This window comes from Iodidimonas sp. SYSU 1G8, from assembly GCF_039655775.1.
GTDB lineage: Bacteria > Pseudomonadota > Alphaproteobacteria > SMXS01 > SMXS01 > RI-34.
Genome location: NZ_JBBYXJ010000002.1, coordinates 514,866 through 538,228, shown reverse-complemented (window position 1 = coordinate 538,228; position 23,363 = coordinate 514,866). Strand labels below are relative to the sequence as shown.

The 23,363-nt window shown below is 66.1% G+C and carries 25 protein-coding genes; 13 read left to right on the top strand and 12 right to left on the bottom strand.

Annotated elements, in window-relative coordinates; genetic code table 11:
• Nucleotides 1–3: 3 nt before the first annotated feature.
• The 4 genes from WJU17_RS13650 to amrS form a co-directional block, all read right to left on the bottom strand.
• Nucleotides 4–1,398, bottom strand: a complete 1,395-nt coding sequence (locus tag WJU17_RS13650) for an aldehyde dehydrogenase family protein (protein WP_346327949.1) — start codon at nt 1,396–1,398, stop codon at nt 4–6.
• Nucleotides 1,398–2,765, bottom strand: a complete 1,368-nt coding sequence (locus WJU17_RS13645) for a glutamine synthetase (RefSeq protein ID WP_346327948.1) — start codon at nt 2,763–2,765, stop codon at nt 1,398–1,400. Before WJU17_RS13645 ends, WJU17_RS13650 begins: the two co-directional genes overlap by 1 nt.
• A 61-nt stretch (nt 2,766–2,826) precedes the next feature.
• A complete protein-coding gene (locus tag WJU17_RS13640) occupies nt 2,827–4,326 on the bottom strand; it encodes an amino acid permease (RefSeq protein WP_346327946.1) in 1,500 nt (499 codons plus the stop codon).
• Between the two features lie 328 nt (nt 4,327–4,654).
• A complete protein-coding gene (gene amrS / locus WJU17_RS13635) occupies nt 4,655–5,767 on the bottom strand; it encodes an AmmeMemoRadiSam system radical SAM enzyme (RefSeq protein ID WP_346327945.1) in 1,113 nt (370 codons plus the stop codon).
• Between the two features lie 41 nt (nt 5,768–5,808).
• Between amrS and amrB the strand changes: the two genes are divergently transcribed.
• Nucleotides 5,809–7,200 (top strand): AmmeMemoRadiSam system protein B, encoded by a 1,392-nt coding sequence (gene amrB / locus WJU17_RS13630; protein WP_346327944.1) that lies wholly within the window; start codon nt 5,809–5,811, stop codon nt 7,198–7,200.
• 180 nt (nt 7,201–7,380) lie between these two features.
• Nucleotides 7,381–7,590 carry a cold-shock protein gene (locus WJU17_RS13625; RefSeq protein WP_346327943.1) on the top strand — a complete coding sequence of 70 codons (210 nt, stop codon included), beginning with the start codon at nt 7,381–7,383 and terminating at the stop codon, nt 7,588–7,590.
• A gap of 71 nt (nt 7,591–7,661) precedes the next feature.
• On the opposite strand, the gene WJU17_RS13620 is transcribed toward WJU17_RS13625, so the two are convergent.
• On the bottom strand, nt 7,662–7,886 hold the full coding sequence (locus WJU17_RS13620) for an alkylphosphonate utilization protein (RefSeq protein WP_346327942.1): 225 nt from the start codon (nt 7,884–7,886) through the stop codon (nt 7,662–7,664).
• Between the two features lie 55 nt (nt 7,887–7,941).
• Nucleotides 7,942–9,228, bottom strand: coding sequence for a cytochrome P450 (locus WJU17_RS13615; protein ID WP_346327941.1), 1,287 nt, complete (start codon nt 9,226–9,228; stop codon nt 7,942–7,944).
• 197 nt (nt 9,229–9,425) lie between these two features.
• Between WJU17_RS13615 and WJU17_RS13610 the strand changes: the two genes are divergently transcribed.
• A complete protein-coding gene (locus tag WJU17_RS13610; RefSeq protein WP_346327940.1) occupies nt 9,426–10,301 on the top strand; it encodes a transglutaminase family protein in 876 nt (291 codons plus the stop codon).
• On the opposite strand, the gene WJU17_RS13605 is transcribed toward WJU17_RS13610, so the two are convergent.
• Nucleotides 10,298–10,552, bottom strand: a complete 255-nt coding sequence (locus WJU17_RS13605) for a hypothetical protein (protein WP_346327939.1) — start codon at nt 10,550–10,552, stop codon at nt 10,298–10,300. The two genes, WJU17_RS13610 and WJU17_RS13605, sit on opposite strands and share 4 nt — an antisense overlap.
• Nucleotides 10,549–10,809, bottom strand: a complete 261-nt coding sequence (locus WJU17_RS13600) for a hypothetical protein (protein ID WP_346327938.1) — start codon at nt 10,807–10,809, stop codon at nt 10,549–10,551. Before WJU17_RS13600 ends, WJU17_RS13605 begins: the two co-directional genes overlap by 4 nt.
• Before the next feature lie 383 nt (nt 10,810–11,192).
• Here WJU17_RS13600 and WJU17_RS13595 point away from each other — a divergent pair, with 383 nt between their 5' ends.
• Nucleotides 11,193–11,402 (top strand): cold-shock protein, encoded by a 210-nt coding sequence (locus WJU17_RS13595; protein ID WP_346327937.1) that lies wholly within the window; start codon nt 11,193–11,195, stop codon nt 11,400–11,402.
• 77 nt (nt 11,403–11,479) lie between these two features.
• Here WJU17_RS13595 and WJU17_RS13590 read toward each other — a convergent pair whose 3' ends face one another.
• The 3 genes from WJU17_RS13590 to efp all read right to left on the bottom strand — a co-directional run bounded on the left by WJU17_RS13590 (nt 11,480) and on the right by efp (nt 13,626).
• A complete protein-coding gene (locus WJU17_RS13590; protein WP_346327936.1) occupies nt 11,480–11,980 on the bottom strand; it encodes a nuclear transport factor 2 family protein in 501 nt (166 codons plus the stop codon).
• A gap of 91 nt (nt 11,981–12,071) precedes the next feature.
• The gene (locus tag WJU17_RS13585) at nt 12,072–13,055 is read right to left on the bottom strand and encodes a Gfo/Idh/MocA family oxidoreductase (protein WP_346327935.1); all 984 of its coding nucleotides are present in this window, start codon (nt 13,053–13,055) and stop codon (nt 12,072–12,074) included.
• Between the two features lies 1 nt (nt 13,056).
• The gene (efp, locus tag WJU17_RS13580; RefSeq protein ID WP_346327934.1) at nt 13,057–13,626 is read right to left on the bottom strand and encodes an elongation factor P; all 570 of its coding nucleotides are present in this window, start codon (nt 13,624–13,626) and stop codon (nt 13,057–13,059) included.
• A 165-nt stretch (nt 13,627–13,791) separates the two neighbouring features.
• Between efp and epmA the strand changes: the two genes are divergently transcribed.
• The 3 genes from epmA to WJU17_RS13565 all read left to right on the top strand — a co-directional run bounded on the left by epmA (nt 13,792) and on the right by WJU17_RS13565 (nt 16,821).
• Nucleotides 13,792–14,844: an EF-P lysine aminoacylase EpmA gene (gene epmA / locus WJU17_RS13575; protein ID WP_346328954.1), complete on the top strand. Its 1,053-nt coding sequence runs from the start codon at nt 13,792–13,794 to the stop codon at nt 14,842–14,844.
• A gap of 14 nt (nt 14,845–14,858) precedes the next feature.
• Complete coding sequence (locus WJU17_RS13570; RefSeq protein WP_346328953.1) at nt 14,859–15,914, top strand: lysine-2,3-aminomutase-like protein; 1,056 nt, start codon at nt 14,859–14,861, stop codon at nt 15,912–15,914.
• A gap of 64 nt (nt 15,915–15,978) precedes the next feature.
• Nucleotides 15,979–16,821, top strand: a complete 843-nt coding sequence (locus WJU17_RS13565; RefSeq protein WP_346327933.1) for a GNAT family N-acetyltransferase — start codon at nt 15,979–15,981, stop codon at nt 16,819–16,821.
• 1 nt (nt 16,822) lies between these two features.
• Here WJU17_RS13565 and WJU17_RS13560 read toward each other — a convergent pair whose 3' ends face one another.
• A complete protein-coding gene (locus WJU17_RS13560) occupies nt 16,823–17,563 on the bottom strand; it encodes an SDR family NAD(P)-dependent oxidoreductase (RefSeq protein ID WP_346327932.1) in 741 nt (246 codons plus the stop codon).
• A gap of 47 nt (nt 17,564–17,610) precedes the next feature.
• On the opposite strand from WJU17_RS13560, the gene WJU17_RS13555 reads away from it, so the two are divergent.
• The 6 genes from WJU17_RS13555 (at nt 17,611) to WJU17_RS13530 (ending at nt 23,363) form a co-directional block, all read left to right on the top strand.
• Entirely contained in the window at nt 17,611–19,737 is a 2,127-nt protein-coding gene (locus WJU17_RS13555) for an AMP-binding protein (RefSeq protein ID WP_346327931.1), read from the top strand.
• Between the two features lie 61 nt (nt 19,738–19,798).
• Nucleotides 19,799–20,224 carry a GNAT family acetyltransferase gene (locus tag WJU17_RS13550; protein WP_346327930.1) on the top strand — a complete coding sequence of 142 codons (426 nt, stop codon included), beginning with the start codon at nt 19,799–19,801 and terminating at the stop codon, nt 20,222–20,224.
• A 17-nt stretch (nt 20,225–20,241) separates the two neighbouring features.
• Nucleotides 20,242–20,709 (top strand): VOC family protein, encoded by a 468-nt coding sequence (locus WJU17_RS13545; RefSeq protein WP_346327929.1) that lies wholly within the window; start codon nt 20,242–20,244, stop codon nt 20,707–20,709.
• 102 nt (nt 20,710–20,811) lie between these two features.
• On the top strand, nt 20,812–21,180 hold the full coding sequence (locus WJU17_RS13540) for a 6-carboxytetrahydropterin synthase (RefSeq protein WP_346327928.1): 369 nt from the start codon (nt 20,812–20,814) through the stop codon (nt 21,178–21,180).
• A 57-nt stretch (nt 21,181–21,237) separates the two neighbouring features.
• On the top strand, nt 21,238–23,037 hold the full coding sequence (locus tag WJU17_RS13535; protein ID WP_346327927.1) for a long-chain fatty acid--CoA ligase: 1,800 nt from the start codon (nt 21,238–21,240) through the stop codon (nt 23,035–23,037).
• Nucleotides 23,037–23,363, top strand: coding sequence for a YnfA family protein (locus tag WJU17_RS13530; protein ID WP_346327926.1), 327 nt, complete (start codon nt 23,037–23,039; stop codon nt 23,361–23,363). The genes WJU17_RS13535 and WJU17_RS13530 overlap by 1 nt, the downstream gene beginning before the upstream one ends.

Genomic DNA, 23,363 nt, shown 5'->3' with positions numbered 1-23,363 from the left:
AGATCAGCGCGTGCGTGTGCGCAGATGGAAGGATTTCGGACGGGTCAGGTATTGATAGCCCAGAACGGACAGGCTGCAGCCCCGGCCGCTGTTCTTGACCCCGGTCCAGGCCAGGGCGGGATCCAGATAGTCGCAGCGGTTCATGAACACGGTGCCGGTCTCCAGATGGTGGCCGATGCGCTCGGCCGCCCCCACATCAGCGGTCCAGATCGCGGCGGTCAGCCCGTAGGCGCTGTCATTCATCAGCCGGATGGCCTGTTCGTCGGAGGTCACCTTCATGATGCCGACGGCGGGGCCAAAAGTTTCCTCGGTCATGATCCGCATGGAATGATCCACATTGACCAGGATTTGGGGCGCCAGATAGGGCGTTCCAGCGGCATCGGCGGGAAAATGCGCCGGGTCCAGCAACGCGGCGGCGCCCTGACGGACCGCTTCGGCGACCTGCCCCCGGACGAAAGCCGCCGCGGAGCTCCGCACCATGGGGCCCAGCGTGGTCTCGGGCCGGGTCGGATCGCCCAGCACATAGGACCGGGTCAGCTCGAGCGCCCCGGCGACGAAGTCGTCGTACAGCCGCTCATGGACATAGATGCGCTCGATGCCGCAGCAGCTCTGGCCGGAATTGAACATGGCGCCATCGACCAGAGTCTCGACGGCGTGGGCCAGGTCGGCGTCGGCGCGGACATAGGCCGGATCCTTGCCCCCCAGTTCCAGTCCGGCCGCGACGAACTTGCCGGCCAGCGCCTGCTGGACCGCGTGACCGCCCTCGACCGAACCGGTGAAGCACACCCCGCCGACCCGCCCGTCACCGATCAGCAGCGCGGTGTCCTCGTGGCCGAGATGCAGGTGCTGGAAGACACCGTCGGGCAAACCGGCCGCGCGAAAGGCCCCGGAAAGACGTTCGGCGCAGAGCGGCGTCTGGTGCGAATGCTTGAGGATGACGGCGTTGCCCGCCGCGAGCGCCGGGATGACGGCGTTGACCGCCGTCAGGTAGGGATAGTTCCACGGCGCCACGACCACCACCACACCCAGCGGCTCGTGGTGGACATAACGCCTGTAGCCCTCCTTCGGCCCCGGGTCCAGCGGCGCCAGCGCCTGGGTGGCGGCGCCGATCATGTAGCGCGCCCTTTCCTCGAATCCCCGGACTTCGCCGGGCGTCTGGGCGATGGGGCGGCCCATCATCCAGGTCAGTTCCTCGGCGATGGCCGCCCCGTGCGCCACGACGCCATCCACCGCGCGGGAGAGGACCGCCTGACGCTCGACCAGCGTGGCCGTCTTCCAGCCGCGCAAGGCACCCGCGGCGCGATCCAAAGCCATGTCGATCGCCTGCCGGTCGGCGAGCGGCCGTTCCACATAGACGCGCCCGTCGACGGGGCTGATGCATTGCAGGATCGGGCGCATCAGATGATCTCGAAATAGCGCGCCAGTTCCCAGTCGGTCACCGCCTTGCGGAACTCGCGCTCTTCCCAGTCCCGCGTGGCCGCGTAGTGATCGACGAAGGCGTCGCCGAACAGGTCGCGGGCGGCTGCCGATTCCAGCAGCCGGCCCGCCGCTTCGGACAAGGTGCGGGGCAGGCCGCGCTCGGGCGGGAACGCCATGGCATAGGCGTTGCCCGGCACCGGATCGCCTGGATCGAGCCGGTGCTCGATGCCCCAGAGCCCGGAGCCGATGGCGCAGGCGAGGGCGATGTAGGGATTGATGTCGGCCGCCGCGATCCGGTACTCGATCCGCTGGCTCTTGGGCGAGCCGGAGATGATCCGCAGCGCGCAGGTGCGGTTCTCGACGCCCCAGTTGGCCTCGGTCGGCGCCCAGAATCCGGGTATGAGCCGGGTGTAGCTGTTGACCGTGCAGGCGATCATGGACAGAAGCTCGGGCATCAAGTGCTGCTGGCCGCCGACGAACCAGCGCATGGTATCGGACATGGTGTGGGGCGCGGCGGCGTCGAAAAACACCGAACCGCCATCCCCGGCCGACAGCGACATGTGCAGATGGCCGCTCTGGCCAGGCCAGTCGGGCGACCATTTGGCCATGAAGGTGGCCATCCAGCCCCGCCGCTGCGCCATGATCTTGGTGAAGGTCTTGAACAGCGCCGCCTTGTCGGCGGCGGCGAGCGCCTCGTCATGGACGATGGCGGCCTCGATCACCCCGGGGCCGGTCTCGGTGTGCAGGCTCTCGATGGGGAAATCCATGCCGGCGCCAAGGTCCAGCAACTCCTTGTAGAATTCGGCGTGCACCGAATTGCGCAGCATGGAGTAGCCGAAGAAGCCCGGCGTGACGTTCTTCAGGTCGCGGTAACTTTTCGCGCGCACCGAATGGGGCGTCTCCTCGAACATGAAGAATTCGAATTCGGCGGCCGCCTCGACCTTGTACCCCATGTCGGCCGCGCGCTTGAGCACCCGGCGGAGCACGCCGCGCGGGCAGACCGCCTCGGCCTCGCCGGTGAACTCGGCCAGGAACAGCAGCATGTCGCCTTCGAACGGCACCGCGCGGCACGTCTCGGGCAGAATGCGGACCATGGCGTCCGGATACGCGGTATGCCAGCCGGTCACCTTGACGTTGTCATAGAGCTGGTCGTTGCTGTCCCAGCCCAGCACCACGTCGCAGAAGCCGAAACCGGATTCGAGCGCGGCGAAGAACTTGTCCCGCGCCATGTACTTGCCGCGCATGATGCCGTCGATGTCGAAGACGCCGATCTTGACATGATCGAGACCGCGGTGCTCGACAATGGCCCGCGCATCGGCGGCGGTTCTGACGTGTCTTGGGTCCATGACGGCACCATCCGGAGACAGGAAGCCGGCGCGAGAGAACCTGCCCGGCATCGAAAGCCTATCAGTGCGCGCCGCCCGACGCACCCTTGGTCATGGCGAATTCCTCCTCGGGCGAGAGCACCAGGTGATGACGCCCGATCAGGGCGAAGTAGAGGATCATGACCGCATAGTAGATCGCCACGGCGATGACCGGCGCGCGGAACGCCGGATCGGTGATCTGGAAATAGATCGTGACCAGGCCGATGAGGATGGTGGCGAGCGCGCCGGGAATGCCGAACGGACTGCGGAACGGCCGCTCGATATGCGGCATGTTGATCCGCAGCAGGATGAAGGAAATGCCCTGATAGACATAGGACAGCATGGCGCCGAACACGGCCATGTTCAGCAGGGCCGCGCCGATGAAGGCGCCGCCGGTCTCGGCCCCGTAGAGGAACCAGATCACCAGCATCACGCCCAGGCCGACCAGGCTGCCGAAGATCAGCGCCAGATAGGGTGTCTTGTGGGTGCCATGGGTGATGGAAAGACCGCGCGGAAAATAGCCGGCGCGCGACAGCGAATAGATCTGCCGGCCGAAGGCGTACATGATCGCGTGGAACGACGCGATCAGACCGAGAATGGCCGCCAGCGACAGCAGATTGGCGATGTCCGTGCCGTAGATGGTGCGAAAACCGTCCAGCAGCGGCTCGCCCGACTCCTTCAGCCCCCAGGATCCCGGTCCGATGCTGGCGTTGAAGAACAGCACGCCGAAACCGGTGAAGATCAGGGTGAAGATGCCCAGCAGGATGCCCCTGGGCATGTCGCGCTTGGGATCGACCGCTTCCTCGGCGGCCAGCGGCAACTGTTCGATGGCAAGGAACAGCCAGACCGCGAAAGGCAGCGCGCCAAGCACGCCGTGCACGCCATCGGGAAACCAGGGGCCGCCGCCCTCGGGCAACGCCACCATCGTACCATCCGGGCCGACCCCGATATTCAGCGCCCAGCGGCTGAAGTCGATGCTGGGGATGGCGCTCACGAAAAACACCGCCAGCACGGCGAGCGCGACCAGCGTGACGACGACCGTGACCCTGAAGGACAACTCGACGCCGAACAGGTTCAGGCCCAGAAAGACCAGATAACCGATCACCCAGTAGAGGGGCTGGATGGCGGCATCCGTGCCCAGGATCGCGCCCACATACGAGCCGATGAAGAAGACGATGACGGCGGGCGTCAGGATGTACTCGATATTCTCGGCGATGCCGGTCACGAACCCGCCCCAGGGCCCCATGGCCGACCGCGCGAAGGAATAGGCGCCGCCCGTATGCGGCAGGGCCGGCGACATTTCGGCGATGGAATAGGTCAGCCCCAGATACATCACCGTGATGATGATCGCGGCCACGAACATGGAGCCCCATCCGAACCCCAGACCGAAGTTCCAGCCCGAGAAATCACCGGAGATCACGGCGCCGACGCCAAGTGCCCACAGTGAAAACACGCCCGCATATCGCCGCAGGCCGCGCTTCTGGAAATATTGGTCGTCGACCGCCTTGTAGGAGACGCCATGCGTTCCCTTGATATCGCTCATCGCGCAGTCCCTTGTCAGACTGGAGAGCGGCGCGGCCCTCGCTCGCTCCAATGCGACAAGAATTCCAGAGCTTTGGTGCCGGCGTCAATCACGCTCATCACTGGCGGCAGAGACAACCGGAAAATAATATGGAATCGTCCACGGAGATTTATTTTTATGGTCAATTCCTATGCAAATGCCCCAAGAGTAATCGATCAAAACCACAAGATGACTTCTTGTCCGCATGGACGGAACCAAAAGCGTCTCCTTGGCTGATTACTCTTACCCCAGAGCCTTTCATGCCCGAGTCGGGAACGCGGAGGACAATCACGTCTCCGGCGCGCGTCGCTCAGACGGTGAGGGCGTACCGGGATACGTCCACCGCCTGCCGTTTGCGGCCCCAGACACCCGGCCGCGCCTCGAACACGCCCGCGATGGCGGTGCCGCAATTGCCGCACTGGCCCGATGCATCGAGGCGCCAGTCGGAAAGCTGGTGCCAGTCGCGTCCGATCACCCGCTCGCCGCAGCAGGGGCAATGGGTGCTCTGGCGCCCCAGATCATGGACGTTGCCCACATAGGCATGGCGAATCCCGTTGGCGTGGGCGATGCGCTGGGCCCGGATCAGCGAGCCATGCGGCGTGCGCGCCTTGTCGCGCATGCGGTAGTCGGGATGGAACGCGGTGAAGTGCAGCGGCACATCCGGCCCCAGCCTGTCCATGATCCATTGGGTCATGGCGTGCAACTCGGCGTCCGAATCGTTCTCGCCGGGGATCAGCAGGGTCGTGATCTCGAACCAGACATCGGTTTCCCGCTTGAGATATTCCAGCGTCTCCAGCACCGGCTGCAGATGTCCCTTCGTGACGCGCCAGTAGAAATCCTCGCTGAAGGCCTTCAGGTCCACGTTCGCCGCGTCCATGTGGCGGTAGAACTCGGCCCGGGGCGCCGGCATGACGTAACCGGCGGTCACGGCGACCGCCTTGACCCCGACCTCGTGGCAGGCCTGGGCGATGTCGATGGCGTATTCGTGAAAGATCACCGGATCGTTGTAGGTGAAGGCGACGGACCGGCAGCCGGTGGCGCGCGCGGCGCGGGCGATGGCCTCGGGCGACGCCACCGCCGACAGCGTGTCGGTCTCGCGCGATTTCGAGATGTCCCAGTTCTGGCAGAAGGTGCAGGCCAGATTGCAGCCCGCCGTCCCGAATGACAGGACCGGCGTGCCGGGCAGGAAATGGTTCAGCGGCTTCTTCTCGATCGGATCGATCATGAAGCCGGACGAGCGGCCATAGGTGTCGAGCACCACCGCGCCGCCCCGCGCGGCGCGCACGAAGCACAGACCCGCCTGTCCCTCCGCCAGCTTGCAGGCGCGCGGACACAGATCGCACTGCACCCGCCCGTCATCCAGCGCATGCCAGTAGCGGGTCGGATGGCCGGTCGCGTTTGCCGTCTGGACTGCGCTCGTCATCGGCTTATCCTAGGCCCGAGGACAATCATTGGGAACCGCACATGAGCGTCGACGCCAGCCTCGTCAAGCAGCCGGGAGTCGCCGGGATGTTCTATCCCGCCGACCGTGCGGCCTGCGCCGCCCAGGTCAACGCGTGCCTCAACGCCGCCTTGCCGGCATCGGTGGCGGCCAAGGTGCTGGTCGTGCCTCATGCGGGATACATCTATTCAGGCACCGTCGCCGCCACCGCCTATGCCACGCTGCGCGCCCGCCGCGCCGTGATCACCCGCGTCGTGCTGCTGGGGCCGAACCACAGGGTCGGCTTTCGCGGCATCGCCCTCTCGACCGCCCGAAGCTGGGCGACGCCGCTGGGCGAGATTCCCGTGGATATGGAAACCATGGCGCGCCTTCGCGCGCTGCCCGACTCAGTCGTCGCCGATGCGCCTTTCGCCCAGGAGCACAGCCTGGAAGTCCACCTGCCGTTCCTGCAGACGGTGCTCGGCCAGTTCACCCTGGTGCCGGTGCTGGTGGGCGACGCCGCGCCGCAGACCGTGGCCCGTGTACTGTCCGAATGCTGGGGCGGTCCCGAGACGCTGATCGTCATCTCGTCCGATCTGAGCCATTTCCATGATTACGATACCGCCGGCACGCTGGACGGCGATGCGGCGCGCGCCATCGAGATGCTGCGGCCCGACCTGCTGCGCGACGAACAGGCCTGCGGCAACCGGCCGCTGCGCGGACTGTTGCTGGAAGCCCAGCGGCGCGACCTGCGGGCCACGACGCTGGACCTGCGTAACTCCGGGGATACGGCCGGCAACAGGGACCGAGTCGTCGGCTATGGCAGCTTCGCGTTCGAATATGCCGAATCGGCGCGGCTGGCCGAACCGCACCGGCGCCTGTTGCTGGACGCGGCGGTGACCGCGATCCGTTATGGCATCCAGCACGGCAAGATGCCGGCGATCACCCTGAAGAACATGCCTCGGGCGCTGCTCGCCATGCGCGCCACCTTCGTGACCCTGACCCTGGACGGCCAGTTGCGGGGTTGCATCGGATCGGTGACACCTCACCGGTCTCTGGTGCTGGACGTCATGGAGAATGCCTACAAGGCCGCCTTCGCCGATCCCCGGTTCAAGCCGCTGACCGCGACCGAACTGGAGCGGCTGGATGTGGAGGTGTCCATTCTCAGCCAGCAGCGCCCGATTCCCTTCGACGGCGAACAGGCCCTGTTGAACGCGCTGCGCCCCGACCGGGACGGTCTGGTCATCGCCGATGGAGATCGCCGCGCCCTGTTCCTGCCCAAGGTCTGGCAGACACTGCCCCACGCTCGTGATTTCCTCTCGCAGCTTAAACGGAAAGCGGGTCTGGCCGCCGATCACTGGTCGGACGGTTTCCGCGCCAACCGCTTCAGCACCGAGACTTTTTCGCGATCGTTCACCATGTCCGGTCGCGCCTGAACCCGGCGCCGAAGCTTCTTCTTGCGTTCCTGGCGGAATACCCTATGGTATCCGCGACCACGCCACTGCGGTTTGGCGGCCTATCGCGCCAAAACCGTGTGTAGATTGCTGCCGTTCCAAAGGGCAGGTTTATGCGCTCATCATTCCGTGAGCGCGCTTTTTGGAACTTGGAGATACATCATGCCGGTCGGCACCGTTAAGTGGTTCAACAGCACCAAGGGTTTTGGTTTCATTCAGCCGGATAGCGGCGGCCAGGACGTTTTCGTTCACATTTCGGCCGTCGAGCGCGCCGGTCTGGGCACCCTGAACGAGGGCCAGAAGATTTCCTACGAAGAGCAGCGCGATCCCAAGCGCGGCAAGACTTCCGCGGAAAATCTGAAGAACGCCTGATCGGCTTTCGCTGGATTTCGGAAAAGGGCGCCGGGCAACCGGCGCCCTTTTTCACGTTCGGACAGGTTGTCTCAGGCTTTCTTGAGAAACTGGGTCTTCAGCACCAGACCCTTGACCTTCTCCGCATTGCATTCGATCTCGTCGGCGGTTCCGGTCAAGCGGATATTCTTGACCAGCGTGCCCCGTTTCAAGGTGACCGACGTCCCCTTCACCTTCAGGTCCTTGATCAGCGTGACGGAATCACCGTCCGCCAGCCTGGTGCCGTTGCTGTCCCTGACATCGATCTCGTCGCTCATCTCTGGTCCCTACGCGGGCGGAGGCCCGGCCTTTCAAGGCCGGACATAGCACGCTTCAGCGGCGCGGCGTGAAGGTGATGTGCAGCTCCTTCAGGGCGCGCAGCATGTAGTTGGGCTGGTGACGAAGCGTGTTGCCGGGCGCGAGCGCGAAGTCCTCCACCCGGTCGATGAAGGCCCGGAAGCCCCAGTACAGCTCGCGCCGGGCCAGCGGCGCGCCCAGGCAATGGTGGGTGCCCGAGCTGAACGCCAGATGCGAGCCCGCGTTGCGGCGCTCCAGGTCGAGCTGGTTGGGGCAGTCGAAATGCGCCGGGTCCCGGTTGGCCGCGCCGAAACGCACATTCAGGATCGCGCCCTTGGGAATCCGCACCCCGTGCAGCTCGATGTCCCGCTTGGCCATGCGCGTCAGTCCCTGCACCGGGCCTTCGAGTCGCAGCACCTCCTCGCAGAAGGTCTTGAGATATTTGTCCGGGTCGGACTTGAGCATGTCCCAGGCGCGCGGATTCTCCGAGAGCAGCATGATGCCCGCCGACAGCGCGTTGGTCGTGGTCTCCGACCCGCCGACGAAGGTGTCCTGCATCATCTCGGCGTGCAGTTCGTTGTCGGTCAGGGTGCGGCCCCATTCCGGGATCACCGTATTCACCAGATCGGACAGCAGCGTATCGTCGGGCGCGCGGCGCAGGCGCTCGAAAATGCGCTGGAAATAATGCTGCGCCTCGATTTCCATCTCGGCGGCCCAGATCGCCTCGGCCTCGGTCAGGCCGAACCCCACGCCCTTGATCCATGCGTCGGTCCACGCCTTGATCCGCCAGATGTCCTCGTCCGGCGCGCCCATCTGGCGGCAGATGATGGTCAGCGGCAGCGGCACGGCGTACTGGCGCACGAAATCGCACCGGCCGTCCTCGATGAAGCCGTCGAACAACCCATAGGCCAGCTGCTCGACGAAAGGGTCCATCTCCTTGATCTTGCCGGCCCGGAACGCCTTGTCGAACATGGCGCGCATCTGCTTGTGCTCGGGATCGTCGCGCCCCGCCAGCGACGCGGCCGGCACCCAGCCTTTTTCCTCGAACAGGTCGCGCACGGTGCGGGCGATGCCCTGCAGGTTGGCGTGGTCATTGCTGGGCCGCCAGTTGCTGTAGGTTTCGGTATCGACGAGAATCGCGCGCAGATCGTCATATCGCGTGATGACGTAGAGCCCGGTCAGCGGATCCTGCCAGACCGGCGCCTGCTCGCGCAGGATGTCATAGGTCGGATAGGGGCACTCCAGCACTTCGGGATCGGCGAGACGCGCATCCTCGATCCGATCCGGCACCACGGGATTCGCCATCCGGTTGATTTCATCCATGATCAAGCCTCCCCAAGCTTCATGTTCCGGCGAAGGCTAGCATGGAAGCGCACGGGCGACATCGGTTCATGGCGGGCGTACGCACGGCCGGTTCCGTGCTAGACTTCGCCCACCGCTCCTCCAGCAGGCGAACAGCATCTCCAGTCCCAGACAGGGTTATCGCCCCGCGGCGCCCGCCCATTCCAGATCCCTCTGAGATGGTCGAGCTGTGCATCCGGCACCGTACGACATACCGCTATCACCGCCCGGTCATGCTCGGCCGCCACCGGCTGATGCTGCGCCCCCGGGAAAGCCGCGACCTTCGGCTGATCTCGATCCAGATCACCGTGTCTCCCGAGGCCGAGGTCTCCTGGGCGCATGATGTCTTCGGCAACGCCGTGGCTACCGCCAGCTTTCCGACCTGGGCGGACGCGCTGACCATCGAAAGCACTTCCGAGCTGGATCTTCGCAGTCCCACCGATCCGGTCTTTGACGTGGCCAAGCAGGCGGTCCGTTACCCGTTCCGGTATTCGGACGCCGAATGGACCGATCTGGGAGCGCTGGCATGGCCGCAATATGTCGATCGCGCGGGTCGGCTGCGGGAATGGGCAAGGCGCTTCGTCGCGGGACGCCGGACGGACACGCTGGCGCTGCTCTACGATCTCAGCCGGGGCGTGTCATCGTGGATTTCCTACCAGAGCCGCGAAGCCGAAGGCACGCAGTCGCCGGTGGAAACGCTGGACCGGGGATGGGGATCGTGCAGGGATTTCGCGGTCCTGTTCGCCGAAGCCGCGCGTTGCCTGGGCTTCGGCGCCCGCATCGTGTCCGGCTATCTGTACATCCCGGAGCGCGGGGCGCAAGACGCCGCAGGGCCGGATGACGGATCGACCCACGCCTGGGCCGAGGTTTACGTGCCCGGCGCCGGGTGGATCACGTTCGATCCGACAAACCGCAGTGTCGGCGGCGCCAATCTGATCCCTGTCGCGGTGGCGCGGCATGTGGGCCAGATCATGCCGGTCACCGGCAGCTTCGTCGGCATGACCGACGCGTTCGCGGCCATGGATGTCGATGTGAGCGTGACGCCGCGGCGTTAGCGCGCGGCGGCCTTGCGAGCCAACGGATAGTCGCCGGCCTCGTAAAGGCGCTCGATATCGGCCTTCTCGAAGCGATCCTCTCCGACCTCGAGCGTCGTCAGCGCATAGGCCTGACGGCCTTCGACCACGAACTGGATGGCCGAAGCGGCCGAATCGAAGCGTTTGTAGGCCAGCTGCTTGCCCCGCGCGCCAATGCTGCGCAGGAACAGGTCGGCGGGAGCCTGATAGTCAAACGTGACCAGGTCGCTCAATGGACCTGCCCTCCCGAATACCGCAGGGATCGGAAACACTGCATGGTGCAGACCCTGTTCCACATCACGCTGGCGAGCCACGTCCGCGTCGGCGTGCCCTCGTCGGGACGCGCCGGGTCGGTATAGGATTTCAGCAGGGTATGATGAACGAGGGCATAGGCCAGATTGGCGTCCGGCGTATAGGTCGCCGCCCAGCCATGCAGTTCCGGCTCCATCTGGAACAGTTCTTCACGTCGTTTTCTGGAGTCGCTCGACATAGGCTCGCTTTCCTTGGGAGGGGCGGAAATCGCCGCCCGTCGCCGGGGCATCGTCGCCCCTGAAATCGTGGCCGTCATACTTTCGCGCAACCGCCAATCAGACTGGACGGACGACCAACGCCGCGCTCGAACCAGTCCTTATTATATGGGTAGAAGCATTTATTTTGCCACGTTTTAATGTGCGCGGCCGTGCCCGCAAGAATAAATTCACAATATCCTTGTATTAACCCGAAATCCGCACTATTTATCCGCTATCAGAATTCGCTCTGGTACGGGTGCTTTTTGGACGCTTTTACAAGCGCCGCCCTGCCTCCTCTCCACATCGAAATTTGGTTCGACCGGAACAGTTCCGGTTGATGATTATATTCTACAAGGAACGTACTATGACTCAAGGAACCGTGAAGTGGTTCAACGCCCAGAAGGGCTTTGGTTTCATCCAGCCGGACGATGGCAGCACCGATGTGTTCGTGCACATCTCGGCCGTCGAGCGCGCGGGTCACTCCAGCCTCGACGAAGGCCAGAAGCTGGCGTTCGACCTGGAGCGTGACAAGAAAAGCGGCAAGAATTCGGCCTGCAACCTGCAGCTCGCGTGACGTCGCCCCTGGCGTGAGCTCTGCTTCGCCGGGGTGTAAAAGGGGCGGTCCCGAGGGATCGCCCCTTTTTCTTTGTCTCAGCCGAACGCGGTCGGTGTCATCGGCCGCGGGAAGTCATCGGCGACGAGGCGCTTGGGCCACAGGAACTGCAGGCGGCAGTACTTGATCTTCCACTGGCCATCGACCTTCACGTAATCCTCGTCATAGATGCCGTACCAGACCACGGGATTGGCCCGCGGATCGGGTTCGTTCGAGATGTCGTGCAGGTAGGTGCGGCTCATGGCCGTCGTCGGCCCGGTCATCTCGATCCACATGTTGGTGGTGGCGTGAAAGCCGCCATAGGGAATGGCGTCCTTGAACACCGCCGCCCAGCCCTTGTGGATCACGTCGCGGCCGGTCCACGTGCCGTACGGACCGAATTCGCACACGGCGTCCTCGGCGACGATCTGGGCCAGGGCATCGATATCCCGGCTGTCCATGAGGTGCGAGTACATGGACTTCACCTTCCGGATCTTCTCGATCTCCAGCAGCTTGCGCAGCTCCTGGATTTCCTCGGCGCTGAATGCCGTATCTGTCATCGCGTGTCTCCCCCTTTTCAAGTCACACATGAATGTGGCGGGAGAGCCTAGCACAGACGCAGGCCGGGAAAAGACGGAAGGTTGAACGGCTTCAGACGCCGCGTGGGTTCATGCTGGCGGCACGGTACACATCGTCGATCACCTTCATGATCGCCGCGCCCTCGCGCGCCGTGGTCAGAACGGGCGCGCCCTCGCGCACATTGCGGGCGAACGCGCGGGCCTGCCAGTCATAGGTCGCCGGCTTTTCAGGCGGATAGTTGCGGGCCGCCCCATCGACGATGACATCGAGGCCGCCGCCATTCTGCGGATGGACGGGATTGACGATGCTGATGCTACCGCGCTCGCCGGTGATCTCGGCCGCGATGGTGAAATCATCCGCCTCATCCACCAGCGACAGGTTCATCCGGGCGATACAGCCGCCGGGGAAACGCATTTCGGCTTTCATGGCGCCGTCCACGTCCGGCGCGATCTGGACCGCTTCGGCGCGCAGGATCGCCTCGGGCTCGGCGCCCGCGACAAAGCGCAGGAAGCTGATGGCGTAATAGCCCAGATCCATCACCGCGCCGCCCGACAGGTCGCGGCGGAAACGGATATCGTCGGGCTGAAAGTACTTGCCCGGCACCAGGAAGGTGAAATCGATCTCGGTCAGCGCGCCGATGGCGCCGCCCTCGATCAGCTGGCGCATCCGGTCGGACTGCGGGTGATAGCGCCAGTGGAGCGCCTCGACCAGCAGACCGGGCGCGTCCGCCATGCGGCGCGCCTCGGCGGCGTTGGAGCCCAGCGGCTTCTCGCACAGCACGGCCTTGCCGGCGTCCAGCGCCTTCAGCGTCCACTCGCAGTGCAGCGAATTGGGCGTCGCCACATAGACCGCCTCGATCTCGGGATCGGCGAGCATCTCGTCATAGGTGGACGCGCGTGGAATGCCGTTCGCCGCCGCATAGGCGGCCGCCCGGTTCGCGTCGCGCGCCGCGACCGAGGCCACGACGATCCCATTGTCCCGCCGCGCCGGGGCGATCAGGGCGTATTTGGCGACGGCGCCTGCGCCCAGAATGCCGATGCGGACGGGATCGGACATGTCAGTCCTTGGCGCGTTCGACGTAGGAGCCGTCTTCGGTCTGGATCACGACGCGCGTGCCGGCCGAGATGTGCGGCGGCACGTTGGTGCGCACGCCGTTCGACAGGATGGCCGGCTTGTAGGAGGACGACGCGGTCTGACCCTTCACGGCGGGCTCGGTCTCGGCGATTTCCAGGGTCACGCGGGCCGGCAGTTCGGCGGCGATGGCGTTGCCGTCGTGCATCTTCAGGATGCAGGTCATGTTTTCCTGCAGGTACGCCGCCTGATCGCCGATCAGTTCCTTGGCCACCACGACCTGGTCGTAGTTTTCCGGATTCATGAAGTGGAAGCCTTCGCCGTCCTCGTACAGGTAGGTGAAGTCGCTGTCCTCGACGAAGGCGCGCTCCACCTGCTCGGTGGTGCGGTAGCGCTCGGACACCTTGGTGCCGTCGGAAATGCGGCGCATGTCGATCTGGGTGACCGAGGCGCCCTTGCCCGGGTGGATATTGTCCGCCGTGAGCACGACGTAGAGCTTGCCGTCCACGTCGAGGACGTTGCCCTTGCGAATCTGGGATGCGATGACCTTGACCATGTCTGATCCTTGTGACGGAGGCGGGCGCGGTTCAGACGCCGGAGCCTCGACTGCAAAGTTGGTTTTTCAGTGCCGCATTTAGCCTATGTTGGCGCAAATCGCCAGCCTTGACCTCGAACCCTGGCCATTCGCCGACGTGGAGACCGCTTGGACCGCCCCGATACCATACCCGCCGCCTCGCCCTGGTGGACGCCCCATGTCCACGCCGACCGGCGCGGCTTCCTGCTGGCGCGCGGCCGTATCCAGGCGGCGATGCGCGCCTATTTCGCCGCGCGCGACTTCATCGAGGTGGACCCGGCCGCGTTGCAGGTATCGCCCGGCAACGAGGCGCATCTTCACGCCTTCGCCACCGAGGCGGTGGCTGGCGACGGCGCTGTCACGCCGCTCTATTTGCACACGTCGCCCGAATTCGCCTGCAAGAAGCTGCTGGCCGCCGGCGAGCAGCGCATCGCCTGTTTCGCCCATGTCTACCGGAACCGCGAGCGCGGCGCGCTGCACCACCCCGAATTCACCATGCTGGAATGGTACCGGGCGCACGAGACCTATGACGCGCTGATGGCCGATTGCTCCGCCCTGCTCGCGCTGGCGGCGGAGACGGCGGGCGCGCACCGGCTAATGTTCCGCGACCGGCAGGCCGACCCGTTCCGCGAGCCCGAGCGCCTGACCGTGGCCGAAGCGTTCGAGCGTTTCGCCGGGATCGACCTGCTGGCCTCGGTCGCCGCCAATGGCGACACCGACATGGCCCATCTGGCCGCCCAGTGCCGGACCGCCGGCATCCGCGTCGCCGAGGGCGACACCTGGGCCGATCTGTTCAGCCGGGTGCTGGTGGAACGGATCGAGCACCGGCTGGGCATCGGCCGCGTCACCATTCTCGATCGCTATCCGGTCGCCGAGGCGGCGCTGGCGCGGCCGGCGGCGGACGATCCGCGCGTCGCCGAGCGCTTCGAGCTGTATGCCTGCGGCGTGGAGCTGGCGAACGGTTTCGGCGAGCTGCGCGACGCGGGCGAGCAGCGCCGCCGCTTCGAGCTGGAGATGGCCGAAAAGGCGCGGCTCTATGGCGAGCGGTATCCGCTGGACGAGGATTTCCTCGCCGCCCTGCCGCTGATGCCCGAGGCCAGCGGCATCGCGCTTGGCTTCGACCGGCTGGTCATGCTGGCGACCGGCGCGCCGCGCATCGAGCATGTGCTGTGGGCGCCCGTCGCGGAGGCCGCGCGGTGAGCGACAGCCGCACCATGACCGCGCCCGGCGCGCTCGTGGCCGCCGGCCTGATGCCAGCGGACAAACTCCCCGCGGCGAACGATGTCACAAGCCGCTATGCCATGGCGATCAGCCCGGCCATGCTGGCGCTGATCGATCCGGCCGATCCCGCCGATCCCATCGCCCGGCAGTTCGTGCCCGATGCCGCCGAACTGACCGCCCTGCCCGAGGAGCGCGCCGATCCCATCGGCGATCTGGCCCACAGCCCGGTCGAGGGAATCGTCCACCGCTATCCGGACCGGGTGCTGCTGAAAGCGGTGCATGTCTGCCCGGTCTATTGCCGCTTCTGCTTCCGCCGCGAAATGGTTGGCCCCGACGGTCTGGGCACCCTGTCGCCGGACGCGCTGGAGGCGGCGTTCGCCTATATCGAGTCCCGGCCGGACATCTGGGAAGTGATCCTCACCGGCGGCGACCCGCTGGTTCTCTCGCCCCGGCGCCTGCACGAGATCATGGCCCGGCTGTCCGCCATCTTCCATGTGCGGACCGTGCGCATTCACACCCGCGTCCCGGTGGTCGAGCCCGGGCGCATCGACGCGGCCATGATCGCCGCCATCAAGGCCGCGGGCCGGCCGGTCAATCTGGCGCTGCATGCCAATCACCCGCGCGAGCTGACACCGGACGCGCGCGCGGCCTGCGCCCGGCTGGCCGATGCCGGGATCGGCCTGCTCAGCCAGTCGGTGCTGCTGCGCGGCGTGAATGACGATCCGGAGGTCCTGGCGGCGCTGATGCGCGCCTTCGTCGAAAGCCGGGTGAAACCATACTATCTGCACCATCCGGATCTGGCGCCGGGCACCGGGCATTTCCGCCTGTCGCTGGCCGAGGGAAGGGCGCTGGTCGCGGGCTTGCGCGGGCGCGTCTCGGGCCTGTGCCAGCCGACCTATGTGCTGGATATTCCGGGCGGACACGGCAAGATGGTCATCGGCGACGATACCGTGCGCGACATCGGCGGCGGCCGCTACGAGGTCACGGATTTTCGCGGCGGACGCCATCTCTATCCGCCGGACGCCGATCCTGGTGAACGATCCGCTTGAGGACGCGTTATCGCGGGGTCACCATGACCGCGCCCCGCCGCCAGCAAGACAGATGAGGATGTCCATGAACGACCCGAACTTCACCGTACGCCGCGCTACCCGCGACGAACTGGACATGATCCTCGGCTGGGCGGCGCGGGAAGGCTGGAATCCGGGCCTGCGCGACGCCGAGTGCTTCTGGGCCGCCGATCCCGAGGGATTCTTCGTCGGCCTGCTGGACGGCGTGCCGGTCACGGCGATCTCCGCCATTTCCTATGGCCCGTCCTTCGGCTTCCTCGGCCTCTATCTCTGCCTGCCCGAGCATCGCGGCAAGGGCTACGGCATCCAGACCTGGGACGCGGCGCTGGCGGCGCTGAAGTCCCATACCATCGGCCTCGACGGCGTGGTGGCGCAGCAGGAAAACTACGGCAAGTCGGGCTTCGTCCTCGCCCACCGCGACATCCGCTTCGCCGGTCAACCGGCGGCGGCGGCCATCGCGCCGGACATCCGGCCGCTGACCCGCGACGACATGCACGCCGTGCGCGCCATGGACATGGCCTGCTTCGGTTACGAGCGGCACGCCTTCCTCGACGCCTGGCTGTGGACCGAGGGTCACCGCCCACTGGGCTGTTTCGCCGGGGCGCGGCTGGATGGCTTCGCCGTGGCGCGGCCGTGCCTAGAGGGCACCAAGATCGCGCCGCTGTTCGCCGTCGCGCCAGAGGTCGCCGAACGCCTGTTCGACGCCGCGGCCACGGGCGCGACCGGCCCCGTCTTCCTCGACGTGCCCGAGACCAACGAGCCGGCGCTGGCGCTGGCCGCGCGCAAGGGCATGACCCCCACCTTCGAGACGGCCCGCATGTACACCGGCGCCCAGCCGCTGCTGCCGCTGGGCGAGGTGTTCGGCATCACCAGCTTCGAGCTGGGATAGGCTAGACCCGCAGCATCAGCCCGCCATCGACGCGCAGGCCGTGGCCAGTGACGAAGCCGCCCAGGTCCGAGGCCAGGAACAGCGCGCCCTTGGCGATGTCGATGGGCTGGCCGAGGCGCTTGAGCGGCGATTTCTTCGCCCAGATGGCGGCGACCGTCTCGTCCTCGGTCATGGCCTTGGTCATCCCCGTCGCGATGGCGCCCGGTTCGATATAGTTGGCGGTGATGCCATGGCGGCCTTCCTCGAGCGCGATCGTCCGGGTCAGTCCGGCGACGCCCGCCTTCGACGCGCAATAGGCCGACAGGCCGAAATCCGTGCCCTGCGCCATCACCGAGGCCGTGTTGATGATGCGGCCAGCGCCCGACTCGCGCAGATGCGGGATCGCCGCCCGGGACAGGCGGAACTGGGCGGTGACGTTGACCCCCATCACCTTGTTCCAGTGCTCGTCCGACATGTCGGCCGTGTTGTAGCGGCCGGACACGCCCGCATTGTTGAACAGGATGTCGAGCCGGCCCCAGGTCGCGATGGCGGTATCGACGATCTTCTCGGGCGCGTCGGCGTCGGTGATGTCGTGTTCCAGCTCGATGATGTCGTCGAACTCCCGGTGCGCGTCGACCAGGCCGTGGCCCGGCAGGTCGACGGCCAGCACCTTGGCGCCGTGTTCGGCGAAGAGCTGGGCGCTCGCCCGGCCGATGCCGGACGCCGCGCCGGTGACGATGGCGACTTTTCCTTCGAGCAGCATGATCTCTCCCCTTGTTGTCCGCTGCATGCGGTCGCTAACTATTGTGGATGACACGATGGAAGACCCTCCCCGATCTGTTCGACGCCGCCTGTGAACGGCATCCCGACGCCGTCGCCCTGGTATGGGACGACGAGCTTATCACCTATCGCCAGATGATGAAGCAGGCCGAGCACGTCGCCGGCGGCCTGAAGGCGCGGGGCTTCGGCCCCGGCGACCGCATCGCGTTCTGGCTGCCCAACGTGCCCGCCTATGTGGTGCTGCTGATCGCCTGCGCCCGGCTCGGCGTCGCCGCCGTGGCGGTGAACACGCGGTTCGGCCCCGGCGAGGTGAGCGACATCGTCCGGCGCAGCGGCGCGCGGGCGCTGGCGCTGTGGCCCGATTTCGGCGGCCTGGCCAGCGACGCCGTGATGACCGCGATCGACGCGACCAGCCTGCCGCGCCTCGAGGCGCTGATCGAGGTCGGCGGCGGCGCGGTGCGGGCCGGCGGCTGGGAAAACGCGCCGCGCATTCCGCTGGAGAGCCTGCTGGCGGCCGACACCTATGAAGGCACGCTGGCCATGCCGGACGCCGATTGCGTTACCTTCACCACCTCGGGCACCACCAGCGCGCCCAAGATCGTGGTCCAGCCCCAGCACGCCATCGCCCATCACGCGCAGGACGTGGCCGCCGCCTTCGGCTTCGGGCCGCGCACCGTGTCGCTGCAGGCGCTGCCGCTGTGCGGCGTGTTCGGCTTCGCCCAGGCCATGGCCGTGCTGGCGTCGGGCGGGCGGCTGGTGATGCTGGCCAAATGGGATGGCGAGCGCGCCGCCGGCCTGATCCGGCAATGGGAGGTGGACAGCCTGTTCGCCAGCGACGACATGGTCCAGCGCCTGCTGGACACCGGGCAGGACTTTCCCAGCCTGAACTTCATCGGCCACGCCGCCTTCAACACCGCGCTGGCGGACATCGCCGAGCGCGCCGACACGCGCGGCATCACCCTGCGCGGCCTTTACGGCATGAGCGAATGCATGGCGCTCTACAGCGTCCGGCCGCTCGCCGCGCCCGTCGCCGAGCGCAAGAAGGGCGGCGGCACCCCGGTGTCGCCCGAGGCCCGCGTGCGCGTCACCGACCCGGATACGGGCGAGACCCTGCCAATTGGCGAGACCGGCGCCCTCGAAGTGGCCGGCCCCAGCCTCTTCGCCCGCTACGAGGGCAACCCCGAGGCCAGTGCGGCGGCCTTCACGGCGGACGGCTTCTTCCGCACCGGCGACCTGGCCCGCCTGGAGCCGGACGGCGCGTTCGAGTTCCTCGGCCGCATGGGCGACGTGCTGCGCCTGGGCGGCTTCCTGGTGAACCCCGCCGAGATCGAGGAGCACCTGCAAGCCCATCCCTCGGTCCGCGCCGCGCAGGTGGTGGCGATCGGCACCGCGCAAGGCATGCGGCCGGTGGCGTTCATCATCCCGGCGGACGGACAGACGCTGGACGACGCCGCGCTGCTGGCCCATTGCGCCCCGCTGGCCCGCTACAAGCAGCCGGTGCGGTTCATCGGGATCGAGGCGTTTCCGGTGACGGAAAGCGCCAACGGCGTCAAGATTCGCCGGACGGAGCTAAGGCGCATGGCGGAGAGCGAGCTTCCGCCAGACAAGGGACCAGAGCCGCCACAGGTCGTCGCCGTATCACGGCAGCGGGAGCATAAATTCTCGAAAGCGAATGTCGCCGAAATATCCTTGGTCGCCGGCCTCGGCGTGGAGGGTGACGCCCATCAAGGCGCGGCCGTCAAGCACCGCTCCCGGGTAGCCGCCAACCCCGACCAGCCCAATTTGCGGCAGGTTCATCTGATCCACCAGGAACTGCTGGAGGAACTGCACCGGGGCGGCTTCGACGTGCGGCCCGGCGCCATGGGCGAGAACATCACCACGCAGGGAATCGCCCTGCTCGATCTCCCACGCGGCACACGATTGCTGCTGGGAGAAACCGCGATCATCGAGATCACGGGCCTGCGCAACCCCTGCGCGCAACTGGACAAGCATCGGTCCGGCCTGATGAAGGCCCTGCTGGACCGCACGCCGGATGGCACTCTGATCCGCAAGGCCGGGATCATGGCCATAGTCATCGAGGGCGGTGTCGTGAAGCCGGGCGATCCGATCCGCATCGACCTGCCGCCGCCGCCACACCAGAGGCTGGAGCCGGTCTGAACCCAGGCGGATTGCTGAGTTCAGCTCGCTCGCGTAACATCTCGTTTTGCAAGAGGTGGAAATGACCGTTCAACTCGAGGTTCGCCCCTATGAGCTGACGGATATGGCAGCTGTTGTGAGGCTGTGGGAAACATGTTTCCCTGACGACCCGCCATGGAACGAGCCAAATGATGTGCTCCGCCGAAAGCTGACCGTTCAGCCCGAGTTGCTCCTGGTCTGCCTATCGGACGGACGTCTCGTCGGCACGGTATTGGCCGGGTACGATGGTTTCCGCGGGTGGGTCAACAAAGTCGCGACCACGCCCGACTTCCAAAGACGGGGAGTTGCGTCTCGTCTCATGGCGGTTGCGGAAGCGGAACTCACCAAGCTTGGTTGCCCGAAGCTTAACATCCAGGTCCGATGCGGGAACGACGCTGCCATCGAGTTTTACAAGAGCCTCGGCTACACGATCGAACCACGCGTCAGCTTGGGTAAACGGCTCGGATAACAGCGGATCGGGACGCAATGGAAGACAAAAGGCCCACTACTAACGTGGAGAACCCGATCAGGCCGCTTGGTCTCGGAGAGGTCGTGCTACGGGTCACCGACCTTGAAAAATCCATCAGTTTCTACAGAGACGTGCTCGGATTCCGGCTTATCCGGACAATAGATCATGCCATTGCATTCATGCGCATCGCCGATGGCGTGGAAGGACACACACAAATCATCGGGCTTTTCAGCACCGCCTGGCCATCGAACCGCGAGGGTAAGATCTGGAATGGAAGCAGCCCAGAGCGTTCGACATTGCACCACTTCGCGATCGAGATATCCCTCGACGCGCACGACGCCATTCTCGAATACCTCGTTCGACAGAACCTGAATCCAAATACGCAAACGCACCAATGGATCGGTTGGAGGTCAATCTATGTCTCCGACCCTGACGGGCACACCATCGAATTTGTTTGTTACGACGAGAGCCCTCTCGATTCGTGACGCCATGCGACGCTGGCGAACTTCTCTGAAACCGCTAGGCATGGCCGCGCGAAACCCAAACCCGCTTGCCTAAAACCCGCCTTTCCCGTACATAGCCGCGCCATGACCGGTCGGCTTGAAATCGTCAAGGCGTTCACCTTCGAGGCGGCGCACCACTTCCAGCACATGCCCGTGGGGCATGGCTATCAGCGCATGCATGGCCATTCCTATCATGTGGAAGTCGCGCTGACCGGCGAGCCCGATCCGGTGTCCGGCTGGATCGCCGATTTCGCCGAGGTCGCCAAGGCGCTGCAGGGTGTGCGCGACACGCTGGACCACAACACCCTGAACGATGTCGAGGGTCTGGAAAATCCGTCGCTGGAGAACATCTCGCGCTGGATCGCCGGACAGATCGCCCGCGATTTCCCCGGCCTCGCCTGGGTCAAGGTCGCCCGCCCCAGCTGCAACGAATACTGCGTCTACCGCCTGTAGTTGCCCGAGTCGGGCGGCTGCCGTAACGTAAGCCCTCCTGAGCAAGGGGGGAGCCGGATGACGGCGCAGAACGCGCGCAATCTCGTGGATATGTTTCTCGATCAGGCCGACCGCCGGGGCGACCGCCCCTGTGTCTGGCACAAGGCCGAGCGCGGCAAGCCTTACCGGCCCGTGTCGTGGCGCGCCGTCGCCGAGCAGACGGCAAGGCTGGCCGCCGCGCTGAAGACGCTGGGCGTGCAGCCGGGCGACCGGGTCGCCCTGGTCAGCGAAAGCCGGCCGGAATGGCTGGTCGCCGATCTGGGCATCATGGCGGCGGGCGCGATCACCGTGCCGACCTACACCACCAATACCGAGCGCGACCACGCCCATATCCTGCGCGACAGCGGCGCGCGCGGCGCCATCGTGTCCACCGCGAAACTGGCGAAGGAATTGCTGCCGGCGGTGACCGATCTGGGCACGCTGGATTTCGTCATCGCCATGGAGGAGCCGCGCCGGTCGCAGAGCGTCGACATCCATCTGTGGGACGCGCTGCTGGCGGGCAGCACCGGCACCGTCGCCCAGGTGCGCGAGGCCATGGCAGGCGTCGGTCGCGACCAGACAGCCTGCCTGATCTATACCTCGGGCACGGGCGGCGCGCCCAAGGGCGTGATGATCAGCCACGGCGCCATCCTGCACAATTGCGCCGGCGCCGAGGAAGTGATCGCCGAACTGGGGCTGGACGACGGTCTGGACAAGACCGAGGTGTTCCTGTCGTTCCTGCCGCTGTCCCATGCCTATGAGCATTCGGGCGGCCAGTTCTTTCCGCTCTCCATCGGCGCGCAGATCTACTACGCCGAGGGTATCGACAAGCTGGCGGTCAACATGGCCGAGGCGCGGCCGACCATCATGACCGTGGTGCCGCGCCTGTTCGAGATGCTGCGCACCCGGGTGACGCGCGCCATCGAGGAGAAGGGCGGCGCGAGCGCCCGGCTGTTCCACCGGGCGCTGGTGCTGGGCGAGAAACGGTTTACCGACAGGAAGTCGCTGAGCCTGAAGGAGCGGACGGAAAACTGGGCGCTGGACCGGCTGGTCCGCCGCAAGGTGCAGCAGCGCTTCGGCGGACGGGTGAAGGCGCTGGTGTCGGGCGGCGCGCCGCTGAACGCCGATGTGGGCATGTTCTTCCATGCGCTCGGCTTGCGGCTGTTGCAGGGCTATGGCCAGACCGAATCGGGGCCGGTGGTCAGCGTCAACCGCGTCGGGCTGGTGAAGATCCACACCGTCGGCCCGCCGCTGAAGGCCACCGAGGTCCGCATCGCCGAGGATGGCGAAATCCTGATCCGGGGCGAGCTGGTCATGCAGGGATACTGGCGCGACGAGGCCGCGACCGCGCGCGCCATCGTCGATGGCTGGCTGCACACCGGCGACATCGGCATCATCGACGCGGACGGCCATCTGCAGATCACCGACCGCAAGAAGGACATCCTCATCAACGACAAGGGTGACAATGTGGCGCCCGCGCGCGTCGAGGGCCTGTTGACCCTGGAGCCGGAAATCGCCCAGGCGATGATCTATGGCGACCGCCGCCCGCACATGGTCGCGCTGCTGGTGCCGGACATGGAATGGGCCGCCCGATGGGCCGCGGAGAACGGCAAGCCCGCCGACATGCCGTCGCTCGCCCACGATCCCGCTTTCCACGCGGTGCTCGACAGGGCCGTCACGCGGGTCAACCAGAGGCTCGCGGCGACGGAAAAGGTGCGGCGCTTCACCGTCGCGTCCGAGCCGTTCAGCATCGACAACGAGCAGATGACGCCGACCATGAAGATTCGCCGGCACATGATCGTGCGCCGCTACAAGGACGCGCTGGACGGGCTGTACTGATGCAGTCCATCGCGGTCTATGTAGGCGCGGCCCTGGCCGAGATCGCCGGATGCTTCGCTTTCTGGGTCTGGCTGCGCAAGGATGGCTCGGCGCTGTGGCTGCTGCCCGGCATGGTCGCGCTCGCCATCTTCGCCTGGCTGCTGACCCTGGTGGAAAGCGAGGCCGCCGGCCGCGCCTATGCCGCCTATGGCGGCGTCTACATCGCGGCGTCGCTGGCCTGGCTGTGGCTGGCCGAGAGCATCCGGCCCGACCGCTGGGACGTGCTGGGCGCCGCCATCGCCCTCGTCGGCGCCGGCGTCATCCTGTTCGCGCCGCGCGCCGCCTGA

What these genes read in the sequence shown, in the direction of transcription:
- WJU17_RS13620 (WP_346327942.1), bottom strand. Translation starts at nt 7,886, where the DNA reads ATGAGCGACGAGATCGATGTCAGGGACAGCAACGGCACCAGGCTGGCG.
- WJU17_RS13585 (WP_346327935.1), bottom strand. Translation starts at nt 13,055, where the DNA reads ATGTCCGATCCCGTCCGCATCGGCATTCTGGGCGCAGGCGCCGTCGCC.
- efp (WP_346327934.1), bottom strand. Translation starts at nt 13,626, where the DNA reads ATGGTCAAGGTCATCGCATCCCAGATTCGCAAGGGCAACGTCCTCGAC.
- WJU17_RS13550 (WP_346327930.1), top strand. Translation starts at nt 19,799, where the DNA reads ATGACCGTTCAACTCGAGGTTCGCCCCTATGAGCTGACGGATATGGCA.
- WJU17_RS13535 (WP_346327927.1), top strand. Translation starts at nt 21,238, where the DNA reads ATGACGGCGCAGAACGCGCGCAATCTCGTGGATATGTTTCTCGATCAG.
- amrB (WP_346327944.1), top strand. Translation starts at nt 5,809, where the DNA reads ATGAGCGTCGACGCCAGCCTCGTCAAGCAGCCGGGAGTCGCCGGGATG.
- WJU17_RS13645 (WP_346327948.1), bottom strand. Translation starts at nt 2,765, where the DNA reads ATGGACCCAAGACACGTCAGAACCGCCGCCGATGCGCGGGCCATTGTC.
- WJU17_RS13530 (WP_346327926.1), top strand. Translation starts at nt 23,037, where the DNA reads ATGCAGTCCATCGCGGTCTATGTAGGCGCGGCCCTGGCCGAGATCGCC.
- WJU17_RS13540 (WP_346327928.1), top strand. Translation starts at nt 20,812, where the DNA reads ATGACCGGTCGGCTTGAAATCGTCAAGGCGTTCACCTTCGAGGCGGCG.
- WJU17_RS13570 (WP_346328953.1), top strand. Translation starts at nt 14,859, where the DNA reads ATGACCGCGCCCGGCGCGCTCGTGGCCGCCGGCCTGATGCCAGCGGAC.
- WJU17_RS13625 (WP_346327943.1), top strand. Translation starts at nt 7,381, where the DNA reads ATGCCGGTCGGCACCGTTAAGTGGTTCAACAGCACCAAGGGTTTTGGT.
- WJU17_RS13590 (WP_346327936.1), bottom strand. Translation starts at nt 11,980, where the DNA reads ATGACAGATACGGCATTCAGCGCCGAGGAAATCCAGGAGCTGCGCAAG.
- WJU17_RS13565 (WP_346327933.1), top strand. Translation starts at nt 15,979, where the DNA reads ATGAACGACCCGAACTTCACCGTACGCCGCGCTACCCGCGACGAACTG.
- WJU17_RS13640 (WP_346327946.1), bottom strand. Translation starts at nt 4,326, where the DNA reads ATGAGCGATATCAAGGGAACGCATGGCGTCTCCTACAAGGCGGTCGAC.
- WJU17_RS13600 (WP_346327938.1), bottom strand. Translation starts at nt 10,809, where the DNA reads ATGTCGAGCGACTCCAGAAAACGACGTGAAGAACTGTTCCAGATGGAG.
- WJU17_RS13560 (WP_346327932.1), bottom strand. Translation starts at nt 17,563, where the DNA reads ATGCTGCTCGAAGGAAAAGTCGCCATCGTCACCGGCGCGGCGTCCGGC.
- WJU17_RS13555 (WP_346327931.1), top strand. Translation starts at nt 17,611, where the DNA reads ATGACACGATGGAAGACCCTCCCCGATCTGTTCGACGCCGCCTGTGAA.
- WJU17_RS13545 (WP_346327929.1), top strand. Translation starts at nt 20,242, where the DNA reads ATGGAAGACAAAAGGCCCACTACTAACGTGGAGAACCCGATCAGGCCG.
- WJU17_RS13595 (WP_346327937.1), top strand. Translation starts at nt 11,193, where the DNA reads ATGACTCAAGGAACCGTGAAGTGGTTCAACGCCCAGAAGGGCTTTGGT.
- WJU17_RS13650 (WP_346327949.1), bottom strand. Translation starts at nt 1,398, where the DNA reads ATGCGCCCGATCCTGCAATGCATCAGCCCCGTCGACGGGCGCGTCTAT.
- WJU17_RS13610 (WP_346327940.1), top strand. Translation starts at nt 9,426, where the DNA reads ATGGTCGAGCTGTGCATCCGGCACCGTACGACATACCGCTATCACCGC.
- amrS (WP_346327945.1), bottom strand. Translation starts at nt 5,767, where the DNA reads ATGACGAGCGCAGTCCAGACGGCAAACGCGACCGGCCATCCGACCCGC.
- WJU17_RS13615 (WP_346327941.1), bottom strand. Translation starts at nt 9,228, where the DNA reads ATGGATGAAATCAACCGGATGGCGAATCCCGTGGTGCCGGATCGGATC.